This window comes from Jiella avicenniae, from assembly GCF_021390325.1.
GTDB lineage: Bacteria > Pseudomonadota > Alphaproteobacteria > Rhizobiales > Rhizobiaceae > Jiella > Jiella avicenniae.
Genome location: NZ_JAJUWU010000010.1, coordinates 70,917 through 96,641, shown reverse-complemented (window position 1 = coordinate 96,641; position 25,725 = coordinate 70,917). Strand labels below are relative to the sequence as shown.

General features: G+C 66.9%; 26 protein-coding genes. 9 read left to right on the top strand and 17 right to left on the bottom strand.

The window, feature by feature from the left end; all coding sequences use genetic code 11:
* The first annotated feature begins 98 nt into the window (after positions 1–98).
* Positions 99–299, top strand: a complete 201-nt coding sequence (locus LZD57_RS11895) for a hypothetical protein (protein WP_233718692.1) — start codon at positions 99–101, stop codon at positions 297–299.
* Positions 296–958 (top strand): nucleoside/nucleotide kinase family protein, encoded by a 663-nt coding sequence (locus tag LZD57_RS11890; protein WP_233718690.1) that lies wholly within the window; start codon positions 296–298, stop codon positions 956–958. Before LZD57_RS11895 ends, LZD57_RS11890 begins: the two co-directional genes overlap by 4 nt.
* A 96-nt stretch (positions 959–1,054) precedes the next feature.
* Here LZD57_RS11890 and LZD57_RS11885 read toward each other — a convergent pair whose 3' ends face one another.
* Positions 1,055–1,909: a M15 family metallopeptidase gene (locus LZD57_RS11885; RefSeq protein WP_233718688.1), complete on the bottom strand. Its 855-nt coding sequence runs from the start codon at positions 1,907–1,909 to the stop codon at positions 1,055–1,057.
* Positions 1,899–3,260 carry a YARHG domain-containing protein gene (locus LZD57_RS11880; protein WP_233718686.1) on the bottom strand — a complete coding sequence of 454 codons (1,362 nt, stop codon included), beginning with the start codon at positions 3,258–3,260 and terminating at the stop codon, positions 1,899–1,901. Before LZD57_RS11880 ends, LZD57_RS11885 begins: the two co-directional genes overlap by 11 nt.
* Here LZD57_RS11880 and LZD57_RS11875 point away from each other — a divergent pair.
* The 4 genes from LZD57_RS11875 (at position 3,247) to LZD57_RS11860 (ending at position 7,672) form a co-directional block, all read left to right on the top strand.
* Positions 3,247–3,384, top strand: coding sequence for a hypothetical protein (locus tag LZD57_RS11875; RefSeq protein WP_233718685.1), 138 nt, complete (start codon positions 3,247–3,249; stop codon positions 3,382–3,384). The two genes, LZD57_RS11880 and LZD57_RS11875, sit on opposite strands and share 14 nt — an antisense overlap.
* Before the next feature lie 91 nt (positions 3,385–3,475).
* Positions 3,476–5,116: an acetate--CoA ligase gene (locus LZD57_RS11870; RefSeq protein WP_233718684.1), complete on the top strand. Its 1,641-nt coding sequence runs from the start codon at positions 3,476–3,478 to the stop codon at positions 5,114–5,116.
* Positions 5,117–5,250: 134 nt separating this feature from the next.
* Positions 5,251–6,051, top strand: coding sequence for an outer membrane protein (locus LZD57_RS11865; RefSeq protein WP_233718682.1), 801 nt, complete (start codon positions 5,251–5,253; stop codon positions 6,049–6,051).
* A gap of 358 nt (positions 6,052–6,409) precedes the next feature.
* Entirely contained in the window at positions 6,410–7,672 is a 1,263-nt protein-coding gene (locus LZD57_RS11860) for a GGDEF domain-containing protein (protein WP_233718680.1), read from the top strand.
* Here LZD57_RS11860 and LZD57_RS11855 read toward each other — a convergent pair.
* The 3 genes from LZD57_RS11855 to LZD57_RS11845 all read right to left on the bottom strand — a co-directional run bounded on the left by LZD57_RS11855 (position 7,571) and on the right by LZD57_RS11845 (position 9,189).
* Positions 7,571–7,813 (bottom strand): Lrp/AsnC family transcriptional regulator, encoded by a 243-nt coding sequence (locus LZD57_RS11855; RefSeq protein ID WP_163464652.1) that lies wholly within the window; start codon positions 7,811–7,813, stop codon positions 7,571–7,573. The two genes, LZD57_RS11860 and LZD57_RS11855, sit on opposite strands and share 102 nt — an antisense overlap.
* Positions 7,814–7,926: 113 nt before the next feature.
* On the bottom strand, positions 7,927–8,568 hold the full coding sequence (locus LZD57_RS11850; RefSeq protein ID WP_233718679.1) for a uracil-DNA glycosylase family protein: 642 nt from the start codon (positions 8,566–8,568) through the stop codon (positions 7,927–7,929).
* Between the two features lie 9 nt (positions 8,569–8,577).
* Entirely contained in the window at positions 8,578–9,189 is a 612-nt protein-coding gene (locus LZD57_RS11845) for a glutathione S-transferase (RefSeq protein ID WP_233718677.1), read from the bottom strand.
* 179 nt (positions 9,190–9,368) lie between these two features.
* Here LZD57_RS11845 and LZD57_RS11840 point away from each other — a divergent pair, with 179 nt between their 5' ends.
* The 3 genes from LZD57_RS11840 to LZD57_RS11830 all read left to right on the top strand — a co-directional run bounded on the left by LZD57_RS11840 (position 9,369) and on the right by LZD57_RS11830 (position 11,929).
* On the top strand, positions 9,369–10,883 hold the full coding sequence (locus LZD57_RS11840) for a sensor histidine kinase (protein WP_233718676.1): 1,515 nt from the start codon (positions 9,369–9,371) through the stop codon (positions 10,881–10,883).
* 94 nt (positions 10,884–10,977) lie between these two features.
* Positions 10,978–11,229, top strand: coding sequence for a DUF1289 domain-containing protein (locus LZD57_RS11835; protein WP_233718674.1), 252 nt, complete (start codon positions 10,978–10,980; stop codon positions 11,227–11,229).
* Complete coding sequence (locus tag LZD57_RS11830) at positions 11,219–11,929, top strand: retropepsin-like aspartic protease family protein (protein ID WP_233718672.1); 711 nt, start codon at positions 11,219–11,221, stop codon at positions 11,927–11,929. The genes LZD57_RS11835 and LZD57_RS11830 overlap by 11 nt, the downstream gene beginning before the upstream one ends.
* Positions 11,930–11,948: 19 nt before the next feature.
* Here LZD57_RS11830 and LZD57_RS11825 read toward each other — a convergent pair whose 3' ends face one another.
* From LZD57_RS11825 to urtD, 12 genes are all read right to left on the bottom strand, one after another.
* Positions 11,949–12,773, bottom strand: coding sequence for a sulfite exporter TauE/SafE family protein (locus tag LZD57_RS11825; RefSeq protein ID WP_233718671.1), 825 nt, complete (start codon positions 12,771–12,773; stop codon positions 11,949–11,951).
* Positions 12,774–12,855: 82 nt separating this feature from the next.
* Positions 12,856–14,343: an ATP-binding protein gene (locus LZD57_RS11820; RefSeq protein ID WP_233718670.1), complete on the bottom strand. Its 1,488-nt coding sequence runs from the start codon at positions 14,341–14,343 to the stop codon at positions 12,856–12,858.
* A 156-nt stretch (positions 14,344–14,499) separates the two neighbouring features.
* Positions 14,500–15,924, bottom strand: coding sequence for a dihydrolipoyl dehydrogenase family protein (locus tag LZD57_RS11815; protein ID WP_233718668.1), 1,425 nt, complete (start codon positions 15,922–15,924; stop codon positions 14,500–14,502).
* A 47-nt stretch (positions 15,925–15,971) separates the two neighbouring features.
* On the bottom strand, positions 15,972–16,796 hold the full coding sequence (locus LZD57_RS11810; RefSeq protein ID WP_233718666.1) for a TVP38/TMEM64 family protein: 825 nt from the start codon (positions 16,794–16,796) through the stop codon (positions 15,972–15,974).
* Between the two features lie 191 nt (positions 16,797–16,987).
* Positions 16,988–18,097 carry an ABC transporter ATP-binding protein gene (locus tag LZD57_RS11805; RefSeq protein WP_233718665.1) on the bottom strand — a complete coding sequence of 370 codons (1,110 nt, stop codon included), beginning with the start codon at positions 18,095–18,097 and terminating at the stop codon, positions 16,988–16,990.
* The gene (locus LZD57_RS11800) at positions 18,097–19,818 is read right to left on the bottom strand and encodes an alpha-glucosidase family protein (protein ID WP_233718663.1); all 1,722 of its coding nucleotides are present in this window, start codon (positions 19,816–19,818) and stop codon (positions 18,097–18,099) included. The genes LZD57_RS11805 and LZD57_RS11800 overlap by 1 nt, the downstream gene beginning before the upstream one ends.
* Before the next feature lie 11 nt (positions 19,819–19,829).
* Positions 19,830–20,345 carry a GNAT family N-acetyltransferase gene (locus tag LZD57_RS11795; RefSeq protein ID WP_233718661.1) on the bottom strand — a complete coding sequence of 172 codons (516 nt, stop codon included), beginning with the start codon at positions 20,343–20,345 and terminating at the stop codon, positions 19,830–19,832.
* A gap of 2 nt (positions 20,346–20,347) precedes the next feature.
* Positions 20,348–21,175, bottom strand: a complete 828-nt coding sequence (locus LZD57_RS11790) for a carbohydrate ABC transporter permease (RefSeq protein ID WP_233718660.1) — start codon at positions 21,173–21,175, stop codon at positions 20,348–20,350.
* Between the two features lies 1 nt (position 21,176).
* Positions 21,177–22,178 carry a carbohydrate ABC transporter permease gene (locus LZD57_RS11785; RefSeq protein WP_233718658.1) on the bottom strand — a complete coding sequence of 334 codons (1,002 nt, stop codon included), beginning with the start codon at positions 22,176–22,178 and terminating at the stop codon, positions 21,177–21,179.
* A gap of 167 nt (positions 22,179–22,345) precedes the next feature.
* On the bottom strand, positions 22,346–23,611 hold the full coding sequence (locus LZD57_RS11780) for an ABC transporter substrate-binding protein (RefSeq protein WP_233718656.1): 1,266 nt from the start codon (positions 23,609–23,611) through the stop codon (positions 22,346–22,348).
* Between the two features lie 306 nt (positions 23,612–23,917).
* Positions 23,918–24,613 (bottom strand): urea ABC transporter ATP-binding subunit UrtE, encoded by a 696-nt coding sequence (gene urtE / locus LZD57_RS11775; protein ID WP_233718654.1) that lies wholly within the window; start codon positions 24,611–24,613, stop codon positions 23,918–23,920.
* 223 nt (positions 24,614–24,836) lie between these two features.
* Positions 24,837–25,619: an urea ABC transporter ATP-binding protein UrtD gene (urtD, locus tag LZD57_RS11770; RefSeq protein ID WP_233718801.1), complete on the bottom strand. Its 783-nt coding sequence runs from the start codon at positions 25,617–25,619 to the stop codon at positions 24,837–24,839.
* Positions 25,620–25,725: the final 106 nt, after the last annotated feature.

Genomic DNA, 25,725 nt, shown 5'->3' with positions numbered 1-25,725 from the left:
ATGGGGCGTCGGCTGCCGGTGAGCTGGCGCTGCTTCGCCGGCCGTCTCACGTGGACGATGCCGGCGGGACCGGCGATGACCGGCAGGGAAGCGAGCGGATGAACGCTTCGGCGCCCGGGCTTTGGCGCATCATTCGAGCCAAGCCCGCGCTGTCCGGCCTGCATTCTCGCCAAGATACCACCCTCGGCTGCATGGCTACCACGCCCGAGGGCCGACAGGAGGCCGTTTCGTCTTCGTCGATGCTGCGCTATCAAGCGATCGTCGCATGTCTCGTCGAATACCGGAGCGAACCCCCATGACGATTCGCCTCTCCCGCGAGGAGTTCGTTGCGCGATTGCGGGAGCTCCCGCCTGGCGGCAGGCGACTGGTCGCCGTTGCCGGCCCGCCGGGAGCCGGCAAGAGCACCCTTGCCGACTGGCTGGCGAGCGAACTCGACCGCGCCTCGCCCGGCCGGGCCGCGGTTCTGCCGATGGACGGATTCCACTTCGACGACATGGTGCTGGAGGCGCGCGGCGACCGGCCGCGCAAGGGGGCACCGCACACCTTCGACACCGGCGGCCTCACCGCGACGCTGAAGCGCCTCGTCGAGAACCCGCGCGGCGAGATCGCCGTTCCGGTCTTCGACCGGGCAATCGAGATCGCCCGCGCCGGCGCGCGGATCATCGGGCCGGACGTCGAGACCATCGTCGTCGAAGGCAACTACCTGCTGCTCGACGACCCGGCCTGGTCGCCGATGCGCGCCTTCTTCGACGTCACCGCCTTCATCGACGTGCCGGAAGCGACGTTGCGCGAAAGGCTGGCTGCCCGCTGGGTCGGCTACGGGCTTGCCGAGGAAGCCCTCGACGCCAAGCTCGAAGGCAACGACTTTCCCAACATGCGCACCGTGATCGCCGACAGCGTGCCGGCGGACTTCGCCATCGTCGAAGAACTCCCGGCGAAGCACCGTCGCGAGCCGTGACGGCGAAGACGCTGCAAAGGAAGACGGCAAACCCCCGATCCGGCCGCGATTTTAGAGGCGGGCCCCACGCTCGAAGCCGCAGGGAACGGACCGTGGTCAGCTCCGCGGGCAGCCCCGCGCCTCGGCCAGCCGGCCGATGGCGATCAGCTCCGGCCGGTATTCGAAATGCATGGTGTCGTAGTGATACCACTTGCCGCCCCAGATGAAGCCGTGGCGCTCGAAGACGTCGACGATCCGTTTCGGAAACCTGTTGCGATGGCGGGGGACGTTGCCGGGCTTGCCGCCGCTCCACAGCCAGTAATCGGCAAATTCCGTATTGAGATCGATCGCCGCCCCGAAACTGTGCGCCGAAAGCCGCTTCGTCCCGGCGACCACCCGCCAGTTGAAGGTGCCGGCCGAGGGAACGAGATATTTCTTCAGCCCAGGCTCGGCGACAAGGTCCTTCGCCACCGCCCGCAGCGCGGCGTCTGCTCCGCCTCCTCGCGTGAAGGGAAGCTTCGATCCGAACCAGTCCACGGCGACGAGATCAGCCTCCGCCGCCTGCCGCGTGGCGCCGTAAAGTGCCCGGAAGACGGCGTCGTCGCGGATGCGGCCGGGATCGAAGTTGCGCTCCGGCGGCCGGCCGTCGTCGCAGGTGCCGATCGGATAGATCTGCGACAGCATGTCTTCGACGTCGGCGGCGGCGAGCTTGGCCTCGTGATCCTTCTGCCGCCCGTCGTCGACGGCAATCCGGTGGCCGTCGGCCATCACCAGAGCGCCGGGTTCGACCGCCGCCACCGCGCCCGGATAGGCGCTCTGCAGAGCCGCGAGCCGATCGAACAGCGGCACCGTCGAGGCCGCGCTTGCGGCAGGAGGAACGAGCGTCGCCGCCACCGCAACGCCGACGAAGAGGGCGGCGAAAAATCGCATCCTCCGGACGAGGCTGCAGCGGTGGGGGTTCTCAGCAGCCATTCTGCCGTTCCAGCGCCTGCAGCCGGCTGACCTCCGCGGCGTCGGAGCCGCGCGGGCTGGCACCGGTGCAGCCGGCATTCGAGAAGTAGCGCTGGGCCTTCGCCGACTTGAAGCAGTAGCCGGCGAGGTCGAAGAGGAGGTTGCGCGCGTACCAGAGCTGACCGCAGGTAGAGGCGGCGAGATCGGGCGGAATCGGATAGCCGCGATAGGTCGCGCCGGCACTTGCCGGGGGAACGTAGGCCGGTGGATTGGAGGCCGGCGGCTGATCGTAGCTCGGCGGCGCGCTGTAGTTCGGCACCATCACGGCCTGGCGGGAGTCGTCCTGCGCCTTCTGCCGTTCCGTCCCGGCTTTGGCGCGCTCTTCCTCCGCGACCTTCGCCCGTTCCGCCTCCTGGCGTTTCATGGTGAGGAATGCCGAGGCCGTATCGGCCTGCGGGCAGGCGCGGTTCTCGAGCATGAAGCGTTCGTAGGCCTCCAGCGTGTCGAGCCGCCGCGCGTCGCGATAGGCGGTTTCGCAGGCGGCGCCCTCGGCCGCCTGATCGCGCAGCGCCATGACGACGTCGCGCCCCGGACAGTCGATGTTCTCGTCGAGATAGGCCGAATAGGCCGCGACCGATCCCTCGGCCCGAGCCCGGGCGAAGTTCCGCTCGCAGCGCTCGCGATCGGCCTTCTGCGCCTCGCTCGCCCGCAGCGCCGTGACGAGGCCATCCGCCTCCGCGGCCTGCGGACATTGCGGAAAGAAGTCCCGAAACGCCTCCAGCCGCGCGGGATCGTTGTCGCGCCTCGACTTGGCGAAGGCCGCGGCACACGCCGGATCCTCCTTCTTGGTCGGGATCTCGACGGAAAACGACTGGACGCAGTTGAGCCCCGGATCGGCGCCCCCTGCCCCGCGCGCCCAGAGCCGGATCTCGGTGTCGACGCTGGCGCCGTTGTCGCGGAACGGCCGGACGAGGACGGTGATGTCGGCGCTGGAGGCGCTCTCCACCAGCTGGTCGATCTCGCGGGAAGCCGATTCCGAAAAGCCGCTGTAGCTCGTGGCGATCGACTGGAAATTGTCGGCCTTGGTGGTACGGGCGTTGGTGCGGGTCGAGATCAGTTCGGACAGGTCGGAGAGGATCGCCGTCTTCTCGACCGGGCTGAGCAACGTGTCGTCGGAGCTGACGCCGAGGATGTGGATGTGCTGCGCCCCGCCGTTCGGCACGCATTGCCGGTTGATCTGCAAGCCTTGAAGATTGGTCAGGATCTGCAGTTCCCAGAGCTCGTATTGCGGTGCGGCCAGCGCCGGCGAAGGCAACAGAAGCGAGCCGCAGAGGAAAGTGAGGAAAAGGATCCTGGCGATGAGTTCGGTCAAGGGGAAAAACCCGTCGTCTCATGACATCACCGCGTCGGAGCACAAATTTCCCGCAGCGATCCGCCCCAGCGGCACCGGCACGTTTAAGCACGAAGCCGACGCCGTGTCGACGGAATTGACGTAACGTCGCCCGAGCCACGAGCAAGCGCTTCCGGGTCACCGACGGACGCCGGCCCTTGCCGCGACGCGCGGCGAGTGCTTCTTGGCATGTCGCGATGCAAAATTATCAGACGCTCACCGCCGATTTCGCCTGGAACCTCCCGGCCCGCTACAACATCGCCGCCGCCTGCGCCGACGGCTGGGCGCGGAGCGAGCCGGACCGGATCTGCCTCGTCGAAGACCGCGGCGAGGCTCCGGCGAGGACGCTCGACTACGGCGGACTGGCCGATTCGTCCCGCAGGCTCGCCGCGGCGATGGCGGCGAAGGGCGTCGGCCGAGGCGACCGGGTGGCGATCGTCCTGCCGCAGAGCTTCCAGACGGTGATCGCCCATCTCGCCGTCTACCGGCTGGGGGCCATCGCCGTGCCGCTGGCGATGCGCTTCGGCCCCGAGGCGCTGGGCTTCCGATTGAAGGCCGCGGGCGCGAAGATGGCCGTGCTGCACCGCGAAGGGCTCGAGACCTTCGGCGCCGTCCGGGATTCGCTTCCGGCGCTCGAAAGCGTCGTCGTGGTCGAGGGCGAGGACGATCCCGGCGCTGGCTGGTTCGACTTCGAAAAGCTGATCGCCGAGCCCGGCGGTACGCTCGAAGACGCCGCGACCGTGCCGGACGATCCGGCGCTGATCATCTTCACCTCGGGGACGACCGGGCCGCCGAAGGGCGCGCTGCATGGCCATCGGGTCGTCCTCGGCCATCTGCCGGGCATACGCTTCCACCACGAGGATTACCCGCGGCCCGGCGACCGGATATGGACACCGTCCGACTGGGCGTGGGCGGGCGGTCTTCTCAACGTCCTCCTGCCGTCGCTGCAGCTCGGCGTCCCCGTGGTGTTTTCGGCCGAGCGGTTCCGGGCGGAAGAGGCCTACCGTCTGATGGCGCGGCAAGGCGTCAGGAACGCCTTCCTGCCGGCGACGGCCTTGCGCATGCTGGCCGCTGCGGGCGACGAGCCGGCGGTGAAGGATCTCGTCCTGCGCACCATCGCGTCGGCCGGCGAAAGCCTGCCGGCGGCGACCTACGAATGGGCGCGCCGGGCGCTGGCCATCACGGTCAACGAATTTTACGGGCAGACCGAGTGCAACATGGTCCTAGGTTCCGCGGCGGCGCATGGCGTCTCGCGCGCCGGGGCGATCGGCAAACCCGTACCGGGCCACCGCGTGGCGCTTCTCGGCGAGGACGGGCGGGAAGTGCCGGCGGGCACGCCCGGAACCATCGCGGTCAGGGCGCCGGACCCGGTGATGTTCCTGAACTACTGGCAGGATCCGGCAGCGACCGCGGCGAAGTTCTCCGGCGACTGGCTGATGACCGGCGATCAGGCGGTGATGGACGCGGACGGCTACGTCGCCTTCCTCGGCCGCGACGACGACATCATCACTTCGGCAGGTTACCGGATCGGCCCTGGCGAGGTGGAAAACTGCCTGCTCGCCCACGAGGCGGTGAAACTCGCCGCCGTCGTGGGAAAGCCGGACCCGCTGCGCACCGAGATCGTCAAGGCCTATGTCGTCCTCAGGGACGGGCAACCGGCATCACCGGCCCTCGCCGACGAGATCCAGGCATTCGTGCGCACGAGGCTGTCCGCCCACGAATATCCGCGCGAGATCGCCTTCGTCGACGAGATGCCGCTGACGACCAGCGGCAAGATCGTCCGCCGGATGTTTCGCGAGCGCGCCCGGGCCGAGGCGGCCGAGAGATCCGAAAGATGACCGTCCGGCGATCCGGCATGGTTAAGAAACACGGTTAACGGCCGATTAACCCTTCCCTGCGACAGTCCCGCTCAAGGTGGCCGCGGCAAGCTCGGCCGCAATTCAAGCCGCCATGGGCAGAGGACCTGAAGTCGATGAAAGTGTGGAACTGGTTCGGCGCACTCGCGTCTGTCGCGATCTGCTCGGCGAGCGGGACGGCCATCGCCGCCGATCTTTCACCGATCTACGAAATGCCGACCTATCAGAACGTGCCGGAGGTGCAGCCGGTCGAGATCGGCACCGGCTGGTACCTGCGCGGCGACGTCGGTTATCAGTTCAAGAGCGACCTCGACACCAGCTTCGATGCCAGCGTCAACGGCGCCACTGTGGCCAGCGGCACTTACGACGGCCTAGAACTCCCGGCCAGCGCCTCCTTCAGCGCCGGCATCGGCTACAAGTTCAACGAATTCCTTCGTGCCGACGCAACCTTCGGCTATTGGAGCCGCGACGTCGATGGTGCCAGCCTCGCCTCCGACGGCGTCTCCCTCGACACCGAGGCGACGGCCTACGAGCTGATGGCCAACGCCTATGTCGACCTCGGCACCTATGCCGGCTTCACGCCCTACCTCGGCGCCGGCGCGGGCGGCGTCCAGGTATCCTACGACCTGAAATGCAACTATGCCGGGATCGATTGCAGTTCCACCTACGACGAACTCGGCATCAAGGAAGGTTCCGACTGGCGTTTCGCCTATTCGCTGATGGCCGGCGTCTCCTACGACGTGTCGCAGAATCTGAAGTTCGATCTCGGCTATCGCTTCACCGACGTCGACGGCGGCGAAATGCTTTCGGTCTCAGGTGTCGACACCTCCACCGGCGACACCTTCAGCGCCAGCAGCAGCGACGACGGCTTCCAGCGTCATACGATCCAGGCGGGCATCCGCTATTCGCTCTGGTAGGCCGGGCGCCCGGGCTCGGGCGCACGGGACTTCCTTCTCTGCGGTGGACCGCCGCGGGAGCCGCAGGCCCATCATCGATCCGCGGATCGATGATGGGCCTTTTCCGGCACTACAGCATCGGCCCGAAATTCGGAGTCGATTTTCCAAAAGCACGATGCGGAGATTCAATGGCTTAGATCGTCCTTTGTGGGTCCGATTGGACGCACGGCGCTCTGTGCCCCCCGGATCGAAGCTGCACCGATCGGCCGTCGCCGCGCCACCTCTCTGCGCGGCAATCATCCTTGCTTTTGAGCGATCCCGTAAAGGCGGCTTTAAGTTGTAATCAGGCAGTATCAGTTGCGGAGGATGTCGCAACGCCATGCAGCTGGATCACGTCGACCGACTGATACTCGAACGCGGCTATCGCCTTGCCTTTCCGCAAAGCGTCGAGACCACCTATCACGCTTACCGCTCGCGCTTCCGGCGGCGCCTGTCGACCGCGATGCTCGGTCCGACACTGGTCTGCTACAACGTCTTTCTCGTCGTCGATTATGTCCTGTTGCCGGAGACCTTCCGGCTCAGCGTCGCCCTGCACTTCCTCCTCGTCTCGCCAATCATCATTCTCTCCTCGCTCTGCATGCAGAGCGATTGCGATCCCCGCACCCAGGACGTCTGCACGGCGCTCGGTCCGCTCGCGATGATCGGCCAGATCATGGTGATCTACTCGTACAGCGCCAGCGAGGCGGCGCAGCACTATCATTATCTGGCGATCTTCGTGTTGATTTACATGAACCTGTTGTTCCGGATGGAATACTGGCATGCCATCGTCGCCAGCGCCTTCGCCCTGATGGTGTATGTGGGAACGTTGATCGTCGCCGGAGCGCCTCTGCCCGTGCTGGTGATCGGCATGATGGCGTCGGCTGCGGCCGCCTATCTCTCGCTCTCGGGAAACCGCCAGATCCAGCGGGATGCGCGCCATGGCTTCCTGCGCCGCATGCAGGACAAGCTGCGCATCGAAGAGGCGAAGACGGAGGCCTCGCGCGATGCCTTGACGGGGCTGTTCAACCGCCGCCGCCTGGAAGCGGTGTTCGCGGAGCTGGCGCTGGGATCGTCATCGTCGACCATCGCCATCCTGATGATCGACGTCGATCACTTCAAGCAGTTCAACGATCAGAACGGCCATCTCGCCGGCGATCTGTGCCTGCGGGAGATCGCCGATCTCTTGGTCCGCCTCACCCGCCGGGATCGCGATCTCGTCGTTCGCTTCGGTGGCGAGGAATTTCTGGTTCTCCTGCGGTCGACGTCGCCGGACGACGCCTTGCGGATCGCCGAGCGCATCCGGATGGAGATCGAAGGCCTCGGGATGCGCCATGCGGATGGCGAGACGGCCATCACCGTCAGTATCGGCGCGATGGTCGACGACGTCCGAACCGTCTCGCCGGAAACCCTCATCGCCGCCGCGGACGCGGCGCTCTACGCCGCCAAGCAGGCCGGCCGCAACCGCGTCTGGCCGCCGCCACCGCCCGATCCCGCCGGAGACCTATCCGAAAGCCTTGAAGGCAACGAGCGTGAAGGTGTCGGACACCCCCTCCAGAACCTGAAGCCGTTCCGTAACGAAGTGGCCGATGTCGCGATCGTCTGACAGATAGAACTTGGCGATGAGATCGTAATGGCCGGAGGTCGAATAAACCTCCGAAATCTCCTCGACTTCCAGTGCGAGCGAATCCGCCACCTTGTAGGCCATGCCCGGCCGGCATTTGAACTGTACGAAAATCGTCTGCATCGTCTTTTCCCGCCGTCGCCGGTGCGCGATTGCCATGTCGGAACCGCCCATGATCGTCACGGCTTATAGGCCGGGCGTCAAGGCCGTGAAAGCGCTGCATGCGCGGCGCCTCGTCAGATCAGCCCCGCGACGCGGCGTCTGAGTTCGGGCAGGAGCTCATGCGCAAACCACGGATTGCGGCGCAGCCAGGCGTTGTTGCGCCAGGAGGGATGCGGCAGGGGCAGGACCGGCGCGAAGCGGCCACCACCGTCGAGGACCGCCCGCCAGTCGGCGACCGTCTCGGTCAGCGAACGTTTCTGGCCGGCTCGGACGTGAAAGCGCTGGGCATGCAGGCCGATCGCCAGGACCAGCTCGACCTGCGGCATCGCCGCCATCACCCGAGCATGCCACGTGGCGCGGCATTCGCGGCGCGGTGGCAGGTCGCCGCCCTTGCCGTCGTAGCCCGGAAAGCAGAACCCCATGGGCACGATGGCGATGCGGGACGAATCGTAGAAGATCTCCGGGCCGATCCCCATCCAGTCCCGCAGGCGGATGCCGGAAGGGTCGTTGAAGGGCTTCGTGGTCTTGTCGGCGAGGTTGCCCGGCGCCTGCCCGGCGACGACGATCCGCGCCGTGTGCGACAGCGCCAGGACCGGATTGGGCTCGATCGGCAACGGCGGACCGACCGGTCCGTCGCGGCAGATCCGGCAGGCCCGGATCGTCCGGTAGAGCGCCTGCGGATCCTCCGCGCCGCCGGTCGTCTTTCCGTCGGGCATGAAGTCCGCTCAGGCCCCGGCACTCGGACGGGCGGAGACCTCGTCGTACCAGCGCGCGACGTTCGAAAGCCCTTCCGGCATCGCGATCTTCGCCGGCTTCATGAAATCGACCGCGACGAGGCCGGTGATGTCGGCGACGGAAAAGCCGTCTCCCGCGGCGAAGCGGTTGGCCGCGAGATGGCCGTCGAAGAGATGCAGGAACTCCGCGGCCTTATCGCGATTCGCCTCGCCCCAGGCGGGGACCTGCGGCACCTCCCACTCGGCCATGGCCGGATGAATGTGACGGAAAGCCGCAGCGACGGATGCATAGAGCCCCAGTTCGAGCCGGCGGTTCCACATCTCGATCATGGCAATCTCGATCGGCGTCGTGCCGAACAGCGGCGGCTCGGGATGCAGTGCCTCGACATAGCGGCAGATGGCGATCGATTCGGTGATGACGGTGCCGTCGTCCAGTTCGAGCACCGGCAGCCGCTTGAAGGGATTGCGGCTGGCGATCTCGTCCGAGCGGTGCTCCAGCCTCGCCATGTCGACCGGCACGAGCGCGATCTCGACCTGCTTCTCGGCCAGGAAGATCCGCGTCCGCCGCGGATTGGGCGCGCGGCCACCATCGAACAGGCGCATCGGTTTTCCTCCCGTCTTTCGCTTCTGCGGAAAGCCTCCGCCGCCGGTTTGTTCCCGGCATTCCGGCGCAACGACGGGGCCTGCGAGAATTTCCGGTTCCTTAAGGCATTTTTTTAAGGTTGGGGAAACAGAATGGCGGTCGGACCGAAACGCGATCGAAGGCCTTTTGCCGTCAGTTCATGTCTTTTGCAGCACCGCCCACCGTCGACCATGGCTCCGCCCGCCGACCGGCCAATCGCAACGGCGATCTCGCGAAGACGCTGCGGGCCGCTCGCGAGCGTCTGGCGATGCGCGGCGAGATCGGGCCGCGTTTCACCCGCGAGCTTCTGGTCCAGCATGCGGCCGCGCTGAAGGCCGCGGCCTTCGTCCTGCCGCTGCCGGTCATGGCGACGGGATTCGGTCTGTCGGTGTTTCTCGGGCCCGTGCCGGCCGCGCTGTGGACGCTCGTCGCCCTCGGCTGTTACCTCGCTTTGGTGGCGACGGCGCGCCGCTTCGGCAGCGAGCCGATTCCGGACGAGGGGCTGGCGCGCTGGCGCGGCCTGTTCCTCACCGGCCATGCGATGACGGGCCTGTGCTGGGTCTATCTCGCCGCGCTCGATCCGGCCGGCTTCCCGGGCCGCGAATTCGGGATCTTCCAGTTCACCGTGCTGTTCGTCGTCATCGCCTCGACGGCGATGATCTCCTTCACCCTGAAGGCCGTGGTTCCGGTGACTTTCGCGCTCGCCGCGGTATTCCTCGGCCTCGGCCTCGCCGGCGAGCCCAATGCCGTCCACATCGCGATGACCGGCATCCTGATCGCCGCCGTCGCCTTCTTTTCCCTCGTCAGCGAGATCTTGCGGCGCTCGGCGCTGCGCGGCTTCGTCCACCGGGCCGAAAAGGACGAGTTGATCGCCGAGCTCGAGACCGCAAGGGTGATCTCCGACGAAGCGCGGCGGCGGGCAGAAGACGCCAACCTCGCCAAATCCCGTTTCCTCGCCACGATGAGCCACGAACTCAGAACCCCGCTCAACGCCATTCTCGGCTTTTCGGAGGTGATGAGCGGCGAGATGCTCGGTCCGCTCGGCTCCGATACCTATCGCTCATACGTTCGCGACATCCATTCCTCCGGCCAGCACCTGCTCGGGCTGATCAACGAGATCCTCGACCTGTCCCGCATCGAGGCCGGACAGTTCAACCTCAACGAGGAGGCGGTCGAGCTCGTCGCCATCGCCAAGGAGTGCCTGGGCGTCGTGCGGATCAAGGCGGAGGCGAAGGGACTGCGGGTCCGCGGCGCCTTCGAGCAGGATCTTCCGGCCCTTTGGGCCGATGAACGAGCGGTTCGCCAGATCATCCTCAATCTCCTGTCCAATGCGGTGAAGTTCACCCCGCGCGGCGGCGAGATCGTCGTCTCCGTCGGCTGGACGGCGGGAGCCGGTCAGTACGTTTCGGTGAAGGACGACGGCCCGGGCATCGCAGAGGCGGAAATTCCGATCGTCCTGTCCACCTTCGGCCAGGGCTCGGTGGCGATGAAGAGCGCCGAACAGGGAACCGGCCTCGGCCTGCCGATCGTCCAGGCGCTCGTCAGGCTCCACAATGGCGAGTTTCAGCTTCGTTCGAAGCTGCGCGAGGGCACCGAGAGCATCGCCATCTTCCCGCAATCGCGCGTTCTCGAAGTGATGCCGGCGCTCGACGATCCGCGGTGGGCCGCCGAGTGACCCGGCGCCCGGAAAGACGGCGCTCGGTTGCACCCCGGGCGGAACGCCGCCATATGGGCGGCAGTTGACCCGTTTATCCCCCAGCCGAGTTTCGATGGCGATCGAAAGCCCCTGCATCCGGATCTGCAGCATCGACCCTGCGACCGAGCTCTGCCTCGGCTGCGGGCGCACGATCGAGGAGATCGCCGGTTGGGCATCCTTCTCGCCGCAGACGCGGCGAACCATCATGGCAAGGCTCGGTGAGGCGAAGGCCGACCCGGACGGCGCGACGAACACCGGGACCGCGTCGGCGCGCGATCGAGACGCGCGATGGCAGAGGACTGTAGCGAGCGGCGATGCGTCGTGATCTGATCCTGTATTTCGTGCTGGGTGCCCTCGCCCTGACGCTGGTGCTGCTCGTGACCAACGGGGACGGCACGATCTTCGGTCTCGACGAGGGACGTTTCGCGCATGTGGCCCGGCTCGCCATTTTCGGGCTCGCGATCGGCGCCGTCGTGGTGATGTCGGCGCGGTTCCGCTTCGGGCAGATGCTGCGCAACGTCCTGATCTGGACGGCCGTCTTCGCCGTGGTGATCGGCGTCTACGCCTTCCAGCCGGAATTTCTGGCGCTGAAGAACCGGATTTCCGCAGTCCTGATGCCCGGCAGCGTGGTGCCTCTCGGCGAGGAAGGCGGACATCGCCGCTTCATGGCGACGCGAGCCGCCGACGGGCATTTCTACCTCGACGGCGCGATCGACGGCGAGCCGACGACCTTCATAGTCGATACCGGCGCTTCGGTGATCGCGATGGATGCCGCGACGGCTCGCTCGGTCGGCGTCGATCTCTCGCGGCTGAATTTTTCCAACGAGGTCATGACCGCCAACGGCATCGCCCGGGCCGCGCCGATCCGGCTCCAATCGGTCACCATCGGCGGGATCACGCGAACCAACGTCACGGCCGCAGTGACCGAAGGCCGAGGTCTCGACACCGTGCTTCTCGGCATGAGCTTCCTCGGCACGCTCACCTCCTACGACTTTCGCGGCGACCGGCTGGTGCTGACGGACTGAGCCCGGTCCGGGCCGAGCGTCAGATCAGGCTCCAGGCGAAGCGTGCCGCGACGATCAGCAGGAAGCAGCCGAAGCCGAGTTCCAGTTGCCGGCGCGACAGCCGGTGCGCCAGCGAGGCGCCGAGCGGCACGGCGAGGATCGAGGCGGGCGCGACGAGCGCGACGGCGAAGACGTTGACATAGCCGAGGCTGAAGGCGGGCAAGGCCGCCTCGCCCCAGCCGCCGGCGACGTAGGTCAGGAGCCCGGGCACGGCGATCAGCGCGCCGACGCCGGCGCTCGTCGCCACCGCCTGGTGGATCGGCCGGCCGTAGAGCGTCATGAAGGTGTTGTTGAGAACGCCGCCGCCGATCCCCATCAGCGCCGACAGGAGGCCGATCACGAAGCCGGCGACGAACCGGCCGAAGCCCCCCGGCAGATCCTCGCCGAGATGGAAGGAGAGCCGGCCGATCAGCATCTTCAGGCCGAGGAGGAAGGCGAGCGTCGCGAAGATCGCCCTCAACTCAGCCGAACTCGCCAGCGAGGCGGTGAGCGCGCCGACGACGGCGCCGAGCGGAATCGCCATCAGCCATTGCTTCAGGAGCGTCGTGTCGACGGCGCCTCGTTCCAGATGCGACGTCAGCGACCGGATCGACGTCGGCACGATGATGGCGATCGACGAGCCGACGGCGAGATGCATCGAGACGAGATGGCTGACGCCGAGGGTCTCGAAGGTCTGGTAGAGCACAGGGACGAAGATCGCCCCGCCGCCGATTCCGAACAGGCCGGCGAGAAACCCGGCCGCCGCCGCCGCGGCAAGGAGTGTCAGGACGATGGGGATGAGGCTGACGCCGTCGGGAATGGTCATTGCGACGGCCTAGCCGATCGGGGCGGCACGATGCAGCAACTTTCGTAAGGCGGCCGTCGCATTTTCCACCGACGGCGCGGGATCACGCCTGGACCGCCGCCGATTCCCGCCGCGCCGCCTTGCCGGAAAGCTTGATTTCAAAGCACGTGCCGGGCTGGTCGCGCTTCGCCAGCCTGATCTCGCCGCCATGCGCCTCGACGATTTCCGCTGCGATCGGCAGGCCGAGACCGGTCCCGCCCGCGCGGGCGGAGCCGCGAAAGGCCTTGAAGAGGTTCTCGCGGGCAACTTCGGGAAGTCCGGGGCCGCTGTCCTCGACGAACATCTGCAACTCGCCCCAGCCCCCCGGTCCGGCCATCTGCAGATCCGCGCCGATGCGGATCTGGCGCACCACGACGGAGGGATCTTCGGCGAGGCTCGACAAGGCCTCGACGGCATTGCGGCAGAGGTTGAGCATGACGCGGTGGAACTGGTCCGGATCGACCAGGACGAGCAGATCGGCCGGCACGGCGTTGACCAGCCTGATCCCCGACTTCGCGTCGAGGGCGAGGCTTTCGAAGACGTCGTCGGCGAGCGGTCTCAGGCGCACCTCGCGGCGCACCGGTTTGCTCTCCACCGCCCGACCATAGGCCAGCACCGACTGGGTGTAATGCAGCGCCCGGTCGAGGCTGCGCAGAAGCAAGGGGGCGAAGCGCTGCACCGTCGGATCCTCGACCGCCGCCAGCCGATCGGAGATCATCTGGCTGGAGGCGAGGATGTTGCGCAGATCGTGATTGATCTTGGAGACGGCGAGGCCGAGTTCGGCGAGGTGGCGCTGCTCGCGGAGGGTCTCGTTCAGCCGCCGCTGCATTTCGGCGAGTTCGCCCTCGGCGACGCCGATCTCGTCGGCCCGGCGGTTCGGCTTGATGATCCGGTCCGGATCGGTCGGGTTGGCGCCGAAGCTGACCATCGACCGGGTCATGTTGAGGATCGGCCGCACGAGGTAGCGGCTGATCGCGGTGTAGACGAGGAGCGCGGCGAAAAGCGCGATCGACAGCGACAACAGGAAGACGTTGCGGGAATAGACCAGCATCGCCCGCCGCAAGGGCTGCTCGGCCATCACCACTTCGGCCCGCAGTGCCCCGTCGCCGACCGTGCCCTGGACCCGCATCGTCCGATTGCTGCCGCCGAACAGCAGCGTATCGAACGCCCCGAGGATCGTCTCCATCGCCGACTGGTCGGACAGGGAGATCTGCACGTCCGGAATGCCGACGGTCTCGGCCCGCGCGAGAAGCCGCGAGGCATCCCGGTCGTTGATGGCGATGAGCTGGGCGTCGAGGGCCTTGAGCAGCGCCGATTCCTGGTTCGGCCCGAGCACCGAGCCGGGACCGGAGTCGACCTCTTCCGAAGCGAGACCGGCGACGGCGACGGTCTCGATCTTGGCGGTCAACCAGTCGTAGCGGAACTTGGCGATCGACGGGACGAAGATCAGCACCTCGGCCAGCATGACGGCGAGCGCAGTGATGACGAGGATGCGCGTCGACAGCCGCCGCCGCACCTTCGGCAAGGGCTGGGCACCGGATGGGCCCGCCACCGATCTCCCGGAATCGTCCAAGAATGTCCCCGCTCTCGTCCGGCCGCCCTCAGGCGGCATTCGCACTCGATCCCGGATCCCGCCCGAGCCGGACCCCGTTCGCACCGCCCGTCGGCCCCCCAGCCGAGATCAAAGCGGCGAAACCATCATCGGCCTTCAACCGAACCGGGCAAGCAAGCGCACCAGCCGACGCACGAAGGCCTTTTCGGTATAGGGGCGATAGTAGACCGTTGCGGCGCGCTTTCCAATTTCCGACAGGGTCGGATAGGGCGAAATGAAGTCGCGGAGATCGGAGACGGCCATCTTCTTGCCGACTGCCAGCGACAGCATGTTGGTCATTTCGCCGGCCGCCTGCCCGACGACGCCGGCGCCGATGATGCGCCCGCCTTTTCCCAACACCAGTTTCACCAGCCCCTCGGTCCGGCGTTCCGCCTGGGCCCGGTCGTTTTCGGCGTAGGGCCAGCGCAGCACGTCGGTCAGCGTCCCGGAAGCCTTCGCCTCGGCCTCCGTGGCCCCGACCTGGCCGAGTTCGGGATCGGTGAAGGTCACATGCGGCAAATGGTCGCGCAGCTCCCGGACGGGCAGGCGGAAAAGGATCGGGCGAAGGACGAGGCCGGCCTGATAGTTGGCGACATGGGTGAATTGCGGGCCACCGGCAATGTCGCCGACGGCATAGACGCGGCGGTTGGTGGTTCGCAGATCCGGGCGCACCTTGATGCCTTTCGCATCGTAGTCGATGCCTGCCGCCTTCAGGCCGAGCCCCTCGACGTTGGGCGCCCGACCGACGGCGACGAGGAGGTGGCTCGCCGTAATCTCCTCGCGGCCCTCGCCCGTCTCGATGGTGATTGAGGGGCCGGCATCCGCCTTCCCGACGGCGACGACCTTGGCGCCCTTGCGCAGACTCACCCCCTCATCCCGCAACCGGTCGAGGACGACGGCGGCGAGTTCCGGATCGTCGCGGCCGAGGAAGGTGCCCGCTTCCAGCACCGTCACCTTCGAGCCGAGCCGGCGATGCGCCTGTGCGAGTTCGAGACCGATCGGACCGCCGCCGATGACGACCAGATGATCGGGCCGCTCGCGGAGGTCGAAGATCGTCTCGTTGGTGAAGAAAGGCGTTTCCGCCAGCCCGTCGATCGGCGGCACGAAGGGCGAGGAGCCGGCGGCGACGACGTAGCGGCGGGCCTCGACGATCCGGCCTCCGGCCGAAACGGTCTTCTCGTCGACGAATTCGGCATTCGATTGCAGCACCGTGACGCCGAGGCCCTCGAAGCGCTCCACCGAATCGTTCGGCGCGATCGCTTCGATGACGCCGCGGACGTGATCCTTGACCGCGGCGAAATCGACTTCGGGCTCGCCGGCCGAAATGCCGAAACGCTTCGCCTCGCGGATCGCGGCGACGTGCTTGCCGGCCGCGATCAGCGCCTTGGACGGCACGCAGCCATAGTTCAGGCAGTCGCCGCCCATCTTGCCGCGCTCGATCAAGACGACCTTCACGCCGAAGGCCGCCGCCGCCGCGGCCGTCGTCAGGCCGCCGGAGCCGGCGCCGATGACGCAGAGATCCGGCTTCAGAACGGGCGCCATCGGCCACTCTCCTCTCTCATCCACCCCGCCTTTCGAAGACACGCGGATCAAGCGGTCCGCTTGCGCAGCACCGTCTTCTTCAGCACGACGCCGAGAATGGCCAGTACGGCGAGGCCGACAAGGGCGATGGTCATTTCCGGCGTCACGAGATCCTTGATCGACACGTCGTTTTCGCCGGCATTGACCAGCGCCTGATCGAGGCCGGAGCCGAGAAACGCATAGGCCATGGAGCCCGGGATGATGCCGAGAAAGGTGGTGGCGACGTAGGTTCCGAGCGTCACGTCGAAGAAGGCGGGCGCGACGTTGACGACGAAGAACGGCAGCACGGGCGTCAGCCGGAGGAGCAGAAGATAGGTGAAGGCGTCGTCGCGAAACCCTTCCGCGAACCGGGCGATGGCGCCGCCGGACTTTCTGCGCAGGACGTCGCCGAAAGCGGTGCGCGCGGCGAGGAAGAGGATGGTCGCCCCAAGGGTGGCGCCGATCACCGTCAACGTCCCGCCGACGAGCCAGCCGAAGAGGAACCCGGACGCCACCGTCACCAGCGAGGCGGCGGGAAAGGAGACGGCGACGAGCCCGGCATAGAGGAAGACGAAGCCGAGGCTGGCAAGGACGAGATTGTCACCGACGAAAGCCTTCAGCTGCTCCCGGCTGTCGAGAAAGGCCTGCAGCGAGATGTATCGATGGAGGCCGAAGGCATAGGCGAGGACCAGAACGGCGACGAGGACGAGGAGCGGCAGAAAACGCGAGAGGGTGGCGGGCGTCGCGGCCGAGCGCCCCTTTCCGGCAGGCGATGCGGCTTCGACCCCGCGATCCCGCTCGTCGGTCGACGAGGCGGTACACGGGTCGTTCGGCTTCGGCCTTGCGATCGGCATGGCAGGCTCACGTCTCCGGCTGTCGGACGCTGCTATTTCGCCCGAGCGATTGAACGGCGCCGCCCGGACGGTCCACCGGCGGTCGGCATCGACATGAGCGACTTCGCCGAGCGATGCGTCGACATTACTGCCCGGCGAGTGAAGGTGAGAACACGGTTGCGTCAACGGCGGAAGCGATGGGTTCCGCCGCCTCAGGCGGCCCGGCGCATCTGCGAGCGGATCGCCTGACCGCTCTCGTCGAAGAGGCGCATCGCCTCCGGCCTCGCGGTGAGGCCGATCCTCGTTCCGCGCTCCATGGCGACCTCGCCCGGCAGCTTGGCGACGAAGGGCTCGTCCGCCCGGCCGATGTCGATATAGACCAGCGTCACCTCGCCGAGCGATTCCGTCAGCACCACCGTGCCGCGGAACGGCGCGGCTCGATCGTCGGAGACGGAAAGGTCCTCCGGCCGGATGCCGAGATGGGCGGGCTTGCCCTGCAGCGAGCCCGGTGTCGCGACCGGCAGATCGACCGTCGAGCCGCCCTGCGGCACGACGCGGGTCGTCGCGCCGGCGCTCTCGATCGTCGCCGGCAGGATGTTCATCGAGGGCGAGCCGAGGAACTTCGCGACGAAGAGATTGTCGGGGGAATTGTAGAGCTCCATCGGCGAGCCGACCTGCTCGACATGGCCCTTGTTGAGGACGACGATCCGGTCGGCCAGCGTCATCGCCTCCACCTGGTCGTGGGTGACGTAGATCATCGTCGTGCCCTCCATCCGCTCGTGCAGACGGGCGATCTCGATGCGGGTCTGGACGCGCAGCGCCGCGTCGAGATTGGAGAGCGGCTCGTCGAACAGGAAGACCTGCGGATCCCGGGTGATCGCCCGGCCGATGGCGACGCGCTGGCGCTGGCCGCCGGAGAGCGCCTTGGGGAGCCGGTCGAGATAGGGCTCGATCTGCAGGATGCGCGCCGCTTCTCGCACCCGCCTGTCGATCTCCTCCTTGCCCGTCCCCTTCTCCAGCGTCAGGCCGAAGGCCATGTTGTCGTAGACGGTCATGTGCGGATAGAGCGCGTAGGACTGGAACACCATGGCGATGCCGCGCTGCTTCGGCGTCAGCGCGTTCACCACCCGCCCGCCGATCTCCAGTGTCCCGCCGGTGATGTCCTCCAGTCCGGCGATGACGCGCAGCAGCGTCGACTTTCCGCAGCCGGACGGGCCGACGAAGACGACGAACTCGCCGGCCCGGATGTCGAGATCGATGCCGTGCAGCACCTCGACCGAGCCATAGGCCTTCCTGACCTTGGTGAGCTTCAGATTGGCCATCAGATCCTCCCAAATCCGTGGGCGCCCGGTGAAAGCGCGCCGATGAAACCGTCGTGGTCGCCGAGATGGATGCCCGCCCCCTCGCGCCGGCCGGCAAAGCCGTGGCCGTCGAGAGCCTGCGGGTCGAGCCCCGCCGGCAGGTCGAAGCGCACCGGTTCTTCCCCGAGATTGAAGACGCAGAGGAGCCTTTCGCCGGGACCTTCCTCGCCCGATCCGACGTCCCGGACGAAGGCGAGGACGCCTTCGGGAGCGTCGAGAAAGGTGATCGCTCCCCTGCCGAGCGCCGGATGGCCCCGGCGGAAGCCGATCAGCCGGCGATAGAAGTGGAGCAGCGAGCCGGGATCGGTCTCCATCGCGTCGACGGCCCGGGCGGCATGCTCGGACGGCACCGGCAGCCACGGCCGCGCGGCGGAAAAGCCGGCATGATCCTCTCCCGCCTCCCACGCCATCGGCGTGCGGCAGCCGTCGCGGCCCTTCACCTCCGGCCAGAAATTGATGCCGTAGGGGTCGACGAGGTCCTCATAGGCGATGTCCGCCTCCGTGAGCCCCAGTTCCTCGCCCTGGTAGAGGCAAACCGAGCCGCGAAGCGTCATCAGGATGCCGGCGGCGAGGCGCAGCGTCTTCTCGGTGTCGCGGCCGCCGGCGGTCCAGCGGCTGGCGTGACGCTCGACGTCGTGGTTGGAGAACGCCCAGCAAGCCCAGCCGCCCGGCCCCGCCTCTTCGAAGCGCTCGATGGTCCGCCGGATCGCGGCCGGAGACGGCATGTTGCCGGAGAGGAAGTCGAAGGCGTAGCACATCTGCAGGCGATCGGAACCGGTGGTGTATTCGGCCATCAGCTCGACGCCGCGGATCCGCTCGCCGACCTCGCCGACGGCCATCGCGCCGTATTCGTCGAGCAGAGCCCGCAACTCGCCGAAGAAGGTCAGCACCTCCGGCCGGTTCTTGTCGTGGACGTGGTCCTGGAAATTGTAGGGCTGGTTGCGCGAGGCCATCACCTCGGACCGAAGCTCTTCGCCCAGCGGCGGATTGTCCCGCAGCGCGGCGTCGTGGAAGTAGAAATTCGCCGTATCGAGCCGGAAGCCGTCGACGCCGCGCTCGAGCCAGAAGCGCACGTCGTCGAGCAGCGCCCTGCGGACCGCCTCGTTGTGGAAATTGAGGTCCGGCTGCGAGGCGAGGAAGTTGTGGAGGTAATATTGCCTGCGCCGGGAGTCCCACTCCCAGGAGGTGCCGCCGAAGACCGAGAGCCAGTTGTTCGGCGGCGTCCCGTCGGGCCTCGGATCCGCCCAGACATACCAGTCGGCCTTGTCGTTGTCCCGGCAGGAGCGGCTCGTCACGAACCAGGGATGGAGGCTGGAGGTGTGGGACAGCACCTGGTCGATGATCACCTTCAGGCCCAGACGGTGGGCCTCGGCGACGAGGGCGTCGAAATCGTCGAGCGTGCCGAAGATCGGGTCGACGTCGCGGTAGTTCGCGATGTCGTAGCCGAAGTCCTTCATCGGCGAGGTCATGAAAGGCGAGATCCAGATCGCGTCGACGCCGAGCGAGGCGACGTGGGCGATGCGCCGGGTGATGCCGGCGAGATCGCCGATGCCGTCGCCGTTCGAGTCCTGAAACGAGCGCGGATAGATCTGGTAGAGGACGCAGCCGCGCCACCAGTCGGCCTCGCGCCGAAGGTCGGCGGCATTCGAAGAAGTGGGGAAGCCGTTGGTCCCGTCGTCCAAGTCGCGCTCCATCAGGCGGCGACCTCGAAGGCCGCATGGTAGGTAATCTCGCCGCGTGGCGCCGGCGGGATGAAGACGAGGCGCTGCACGTACTCGCTCGGCAGACCGCGATAGGTGAGCGCCGGGTCGCTCTCGAAGCCGAAGCGCGAGTAGAAGGCCGGGTCGCCGAGAAGAACGCAGCCCTTCGCTCCTCTCTCCTTCAGCCTGCGCAGACCATCGCTCACCAGCGCCGTGCCGATCCCCCGGCGCTGGAGCTGCGGCCAGACGGCAACCGGGCCGAGGCCATACCAGCCGCTCTCGCCGCTCGCGACCGAAACGGCCGAGAAGGCGATATGGCCGAGGATGCCGCCATCCTCGTCGACGGCGACCAGCGAAAGGGCCATGGCCGAGGCCTCCCGCAGTCCATCCACGATCGCCGCCTCGGTCTGGTCGCTGTGCGGGGCATCCCGGAAAGCCGCCTCGATCAGGGATCGTACCACCGCATGATCGGCGGGCGTCTCCGGCCGGACATGAGGATCGGTCTCCATCCTCACCCCTTCACGCCGCCGGCGGTGAGGCCGGAGATGATCTTGCGCTGGAATATGAGGACGAGGACGATCAGGGGAACCGTGACGATCACCGAGGCGGCCATGATCGTCCCCCATGGGATTTCCTGCTCGGACGCGCCGGAGAGCAGCGCGATCGCCACCGGGACCGTGCGGGTGGCATTGTTGGAGACGAAGGTCAGCGCGAACAGGAACTCGTTCCAGGCGGCGATGAAGGCAAGGAGCCCGGTCGTCACCAGCGCCGGCCACATCAGCGGCAGGAAGACCCGCATGACGATGGTGAACGGCGAAGCACCGTCGACGATCGCCGCCTCCTCGATCTCGATCGGCAGGTCGCGCATGAAGGTGGTCAGCACCCAGACGGTGAAGGGCAGGGTGAAGATCATATAGGCGAAGATCAGCGAGAACAGCGTGTTGTAGACGCCGGCCCAGCGGACCATTTCGAACAGGCCGGCCAAGACGGCGATCTGCGGGAACATCGACACGGCGAGGATGGTCAGAAGCAGAAGTCCCCGTCCGGCGAAGTTGATGCGCGACAGGGCATAGGCCGCCGTCACCGCCAGAAACAGCGAGATCGCCACGACCACCACGGCGAGGATCACCGAATTGAGGATGTTCGTCGGGAAGACGCCGTTGGTGAGGACCCCCTCGTAATTCGCCAGCGAGAAGTCGACCGGCAGATAGTTCACCCGGAACAGCGCCGTGCCGGATTTCAGGCTGGTGAGGATGGCGTAGTAGAACGGAAAGACCGAGAACAGGACGATGAACACGACGAGGGCATAAAAGCCTGTGCGCTTGACCGCGTAAGGCATCTCACTTCCCCCTGCCGCCGAGATCGAGCCGGGCGATCTTGATGTAGAACAAGGTGATGAAGGCGATCACCAGGAACAGCAGCGTCGAGGCTGCCGAGCCATAGGCGAATTTGTCGAACTGGAAGAGATTTTCCTGGGCGAAGACCGACATCGACTTCGTCTGGGTGTTGTTGGGCGTCAGCACGTAGATGAGGTCGAACACCCGCAGCGCGTCGAGGGCGCGAAAGATCACCGCGACGAGGATCGCCGGGCGGATCAGCGGCAGCGTCACCTTCCAGAACACCTTGACCGGATGAATGCCGTCGATCTTCGCCGCCTCGTAGACGTCGCCCGGCACCATCTGCAGACCGGCGAGGATCAGGAGCGCCATGAAGGGCGTCGTCTTCCACACGTCGACGATGATCACCGCCCACATCGCCGTGTCGGGGCTGGCCGTCCAGGCGACGGGGGTGGAGATGATGCCGATCGCCATCAGCATGTCGTTGAGGATGCCGAACTGGTCGTTCATCATCCAGGCCCACATCTTGGCCGAGACGATGGTCGGGATCGCCCAGGGGATCAGGACGGCGGCCCGGACGAAGGCGCGGCCCTTGAACTCGGCATTGAGGACGAGGGCGAAGACGAGCCCGAGCACCGTCTCGATCACCACGGAGATCACCGAATAATAGACGGTGTTGTAGACGGCGTTCCACCACTGCGGGTCGAACAGCAGGCCGAAATATTCGCCCTCCCCGTCGCCGTAGTCGACATATTCGTAATAGTTGCGGAGCCCGACGAACTCGGCACCTTCCAGATCGGAGAGGCTGGCATTGGTGAGCGAGAACCAGATGGTCTTCAACAGTGGCCAGCCGGCCACCAGGGCGAGCACCAGAAGCATCGGCGCGAGGAACATCCAGGCGGACCGAAGCCTCTGCCGGGAAAGATCGGAGCGCGGTCGGGCCCCTGCCCGCTCGGTTTCGAGAGACTTTTCTGTCGGCGGCACGCCCGCCTGAACGTCGGCCATGATCTCCTCCCCGTCGGATGCCGCGATCGCGCCCGCCCTGTCGGCCGTCTCCGGTCTCGAGCCCGTCGCGGTCGTTCCATGCGCCGTCGGCCGAACGCCCTGCGGCTGCCGAGGCCAAGTGGCGAGGCGCGGGACCTCTCGCGAGCCCCCGCAGCCTCAGGCGGGGATCACTCCCAAGCGCTGCGCTTCAGCCGGCGCAGTCGCTTTTCCAACTGGTCGAGATTGTCGGCGGCCGTGCCGCGCCCGGACAAAGTCTCGTTGACGGCGGTCCAGAACTCCTTGGAGACCTCGTTGTACTGCTTCTTCGTCGCCGCGGACGGCCGCGGCACGGCGTTTTCGACGACCTCGCCCCAGGAGGCGACGATCGGCTGCGCCTCGGCGATCTCCTTGTCGTCGTAGAGCGCGGGAATGGTCGGCAGACGCGAGGAATTCATCGCCCGCTGTTTCTGGGCCTTCTCCGAGCCGAGGAACTTGACGAGTTCGATCGCCGCGTCCTGGTGCTGGGAATATTTCGATACGGCGAGATTCCACCCGCCGAGGCAGGCGGCGGACTTGCCGCCCTCGCCCGCCGGCAGCGGCACGACGTCGAACTTGCCCTTGACGGCGGAGTCCTCGCCCGCCGAGAGGGCATAGGCATAGGGCCAGTTGCGCATGAAAACGGCGTTGCCCGTCTGCCAGACGCCGCGGGCCTCCTCCTCCTTGTAGGACAGGACGCCTTCCGGCGCGATCGTTCCGACCCAGCCCTTGGCCATGTCGATGGCCGCGGCGGCTTTCTCGTTGTTGATGGTGATCTCGCCTTCCGGCGAAACGATCTGGCCGCCGCCGTTGGAGGCCACCCATTCGAGCCCGTCGCAGGTGAGGCCCTCATAGGGCGCGCCCTGGAAGACGAAGCCGTTCAACTGGGAATTGCCGGCCTCGCGCTCCTTGTCCTGGATTTCCTTCGCCGTCTCGGTCAACTCGGCCCAGGTCTTCGGCGGCTCCTTGCCGTATTTCTCCAGAAGGTCGGTGCGATAATAGAGCGCCGGCGCGTCGGTATACATCGGGAAGGCGACGAGCTTGCCGTCCACCGTCTGGGACTGGATGATCGACGGGTTGTGCTTGGGGATCTCGTCCTTCATCGCCTCGGTGAGGTCGACGAAGCTCGCGGCGAGCTGCGGCGCCCAGATGACGTCGGTACGATAGACGTCGACGTCCTGATTGCCGGCCGACAGCCAGAGCCGATACTGGCCGAACTGGTCTGTCGTCGACGCCGGCATTTCGACGAGCTTGACGGTATGGCCCGTCTCCTTCTGGAACTCGTCGAGCTGCATCCTGAGTTCGGAGATGTCCTTGCCGATCGAGCCGGCGACGAGCGCCAGTTCCTCGGCCCGGGCGGCCCCACCGGAGATCAGCGCGATTGCGGCCACGGCAGCGGCCATGTTGCGGAATTTCATCCGACTTCCTCCCATCGTCGTCGTCGATGCGACATGCCGGTGCGTCTTTTCGACGTCTTCGAGCCAGCGGCTCCACCACTCCCATGGCCGGCGCCGCATCGCATCCCGTTCTGATGGAATGCTAGCCGAACAAGTCCGAAAGGCAAGTTTCGAAGAGGAAGTAAGTTGCCGGCAGCAGAAGCGACGCGGGCAAAATGCGCCGGGCCGCGCCCGGCCGCGAGCCGGCGATGGCGCAGCGGCGCCGTGCTTTTCGACGACGCCGGACCGTCGGCGGGAGCCGCGAAAGCCGGCCTGGCAACCGGCGGATCAGACCGTCAGGTGCTTGCGCACCTCCGGGTCGTCGAGGCCCTCGGCGGGGCCTTCGAAGACGATCTCGCCGCGATCCATGACATAGACCCTGTCGGCGAGTTCGCGGCAAAAATCGAGATACTGTTCGACGAGCAGGATGGCGATGCCGGAATTGTCCTTGAGGAAGCGGATCGCCCGGCCGATGTCCTTGATGATCGAGGGCTGGATGCCCTCAGTCGGCTCGTCCAGGACCAGCAGCCGCGGGCGGGTGACCAGCGCCCGGCCGATCGCCAGCTGCTGCTGCTGGCCGCCGGAGAGGTCGCCGCCGCGGCGCGAGAGCATGCCCTTGAGGACGGGAAAGAGTTCGAAGACGTGATCTGGGATCTGCCGGTCGGAGGCCTTCAGCGGCGCATAGCCGGTCTGGAGGTTCTCCTTCACCGTCAGAAGCGGAAAGATCTCGCGGCCCTGCGGCACGAAGCCGATGCCACGGCGCGCCCGCGCATAGGGCGCCTCGCGCCCCATGACCTCGCCGTCGACGGCGATCTCGCCGCGGCGGATCGGCTGCTGGCCGACGACGGCGCGCAGCAGCGAGGTCTTGCCGACGCCGTTCCGCCCGAGGACGCAGGTGATCTCGCCGCTTTTGGCGCCGATCGAGACGTTCCGGAGCGCCTGGGCGGCGCCGTAGTAGAGATCGACGTTGGAGACGGTCAGCATGGGGTCGGTCCTTCCGCAGTGCCGCCGGTTTTCGACCTCGGGTCACGCGATGCCTCGCCGGTCGTCATCCCGGCCTCGAGCCGGGATCCATTCCAAGTCCCGGCCGCGACCACTCCGGAACCGAATTTGATGCGCGACACGCCGAGGCATGGATCCCGGCTCGAGGCCGGGATGACGAAGCTGTGGCGAAGGCGCCCATCCGGCATCGTGGTAGGAGCAAGCGTCATCGTCCGAGATACACCTCGATCACCTTCGGGTCGTTCGATACCTTGTCGAGCGAGCCCTCGGACAGCACCGAGCCCTCGTGCAGACAGGTGACCTTCACGCCGAGCGCCCGCACGAAGCTCATGTCGTGCTCGACGACGACGACCGAGCGGGTCGCGGCGATCTCGCGCAGGAGCCGGGCGGTCTCCTCGGTCTCGGCGTCGGTCATGCCGGCGACCGGCTCGTCGACGAGAAGCAGCTCCGGGTCCTGGGCGAGCAGCATGCCGATTTCGAGCCACTGTTTCTGGCCGTGCGAGAGGTTGGCGGCGAAGGTCTTCCGCTTGTCGGTCAGCCGCGTCGTTTCGAGGATCGCCTCGATCCGCTCGCGCTCGGCCTCGTCCTTGCGGTGGACCAGCGCTTCGAGGACGGAGCGGGGGCCCGACAGCGACAGCCGGATGTTGTCTTCCACCGTGTGGCTCTCGAAGACGGTCGGCTTCTGGAACTTGCGGCCGATGCCCATCGAGGCGATCGCCGCCTCGTCGTGATGGGTGAGATCGACGTCGCCGTTGAAGAAGACCTCGCCCCTGTCCGGCCGCGTCTTGCCGGTGATGATGTCCATCATCGTCGTCTTGCCGGCGCCGTTCGGGCCGATGATCGCCCGCATCTCGCCCTTCTCGATCACCAGCGAGAGGTTGTTGATCGCCTTGAAGCCGTCGAAGCTCTTGGTGACGCCGCTCAGATAAAGCAGCGTGTCGCGCCGGGCCCTGCCCTCCGCTTCCGCGGCGAGACGCCGCTCGCGCATCAGCGCGGCGTAGGGATGCGGCGAGACGTCTGGCTCGCGATGGCTGCTTTCGGCCTGCGGGCCGGCGGGCCCCGGTTCGACCACGGCGCGTTCGCCGGGCCCACGC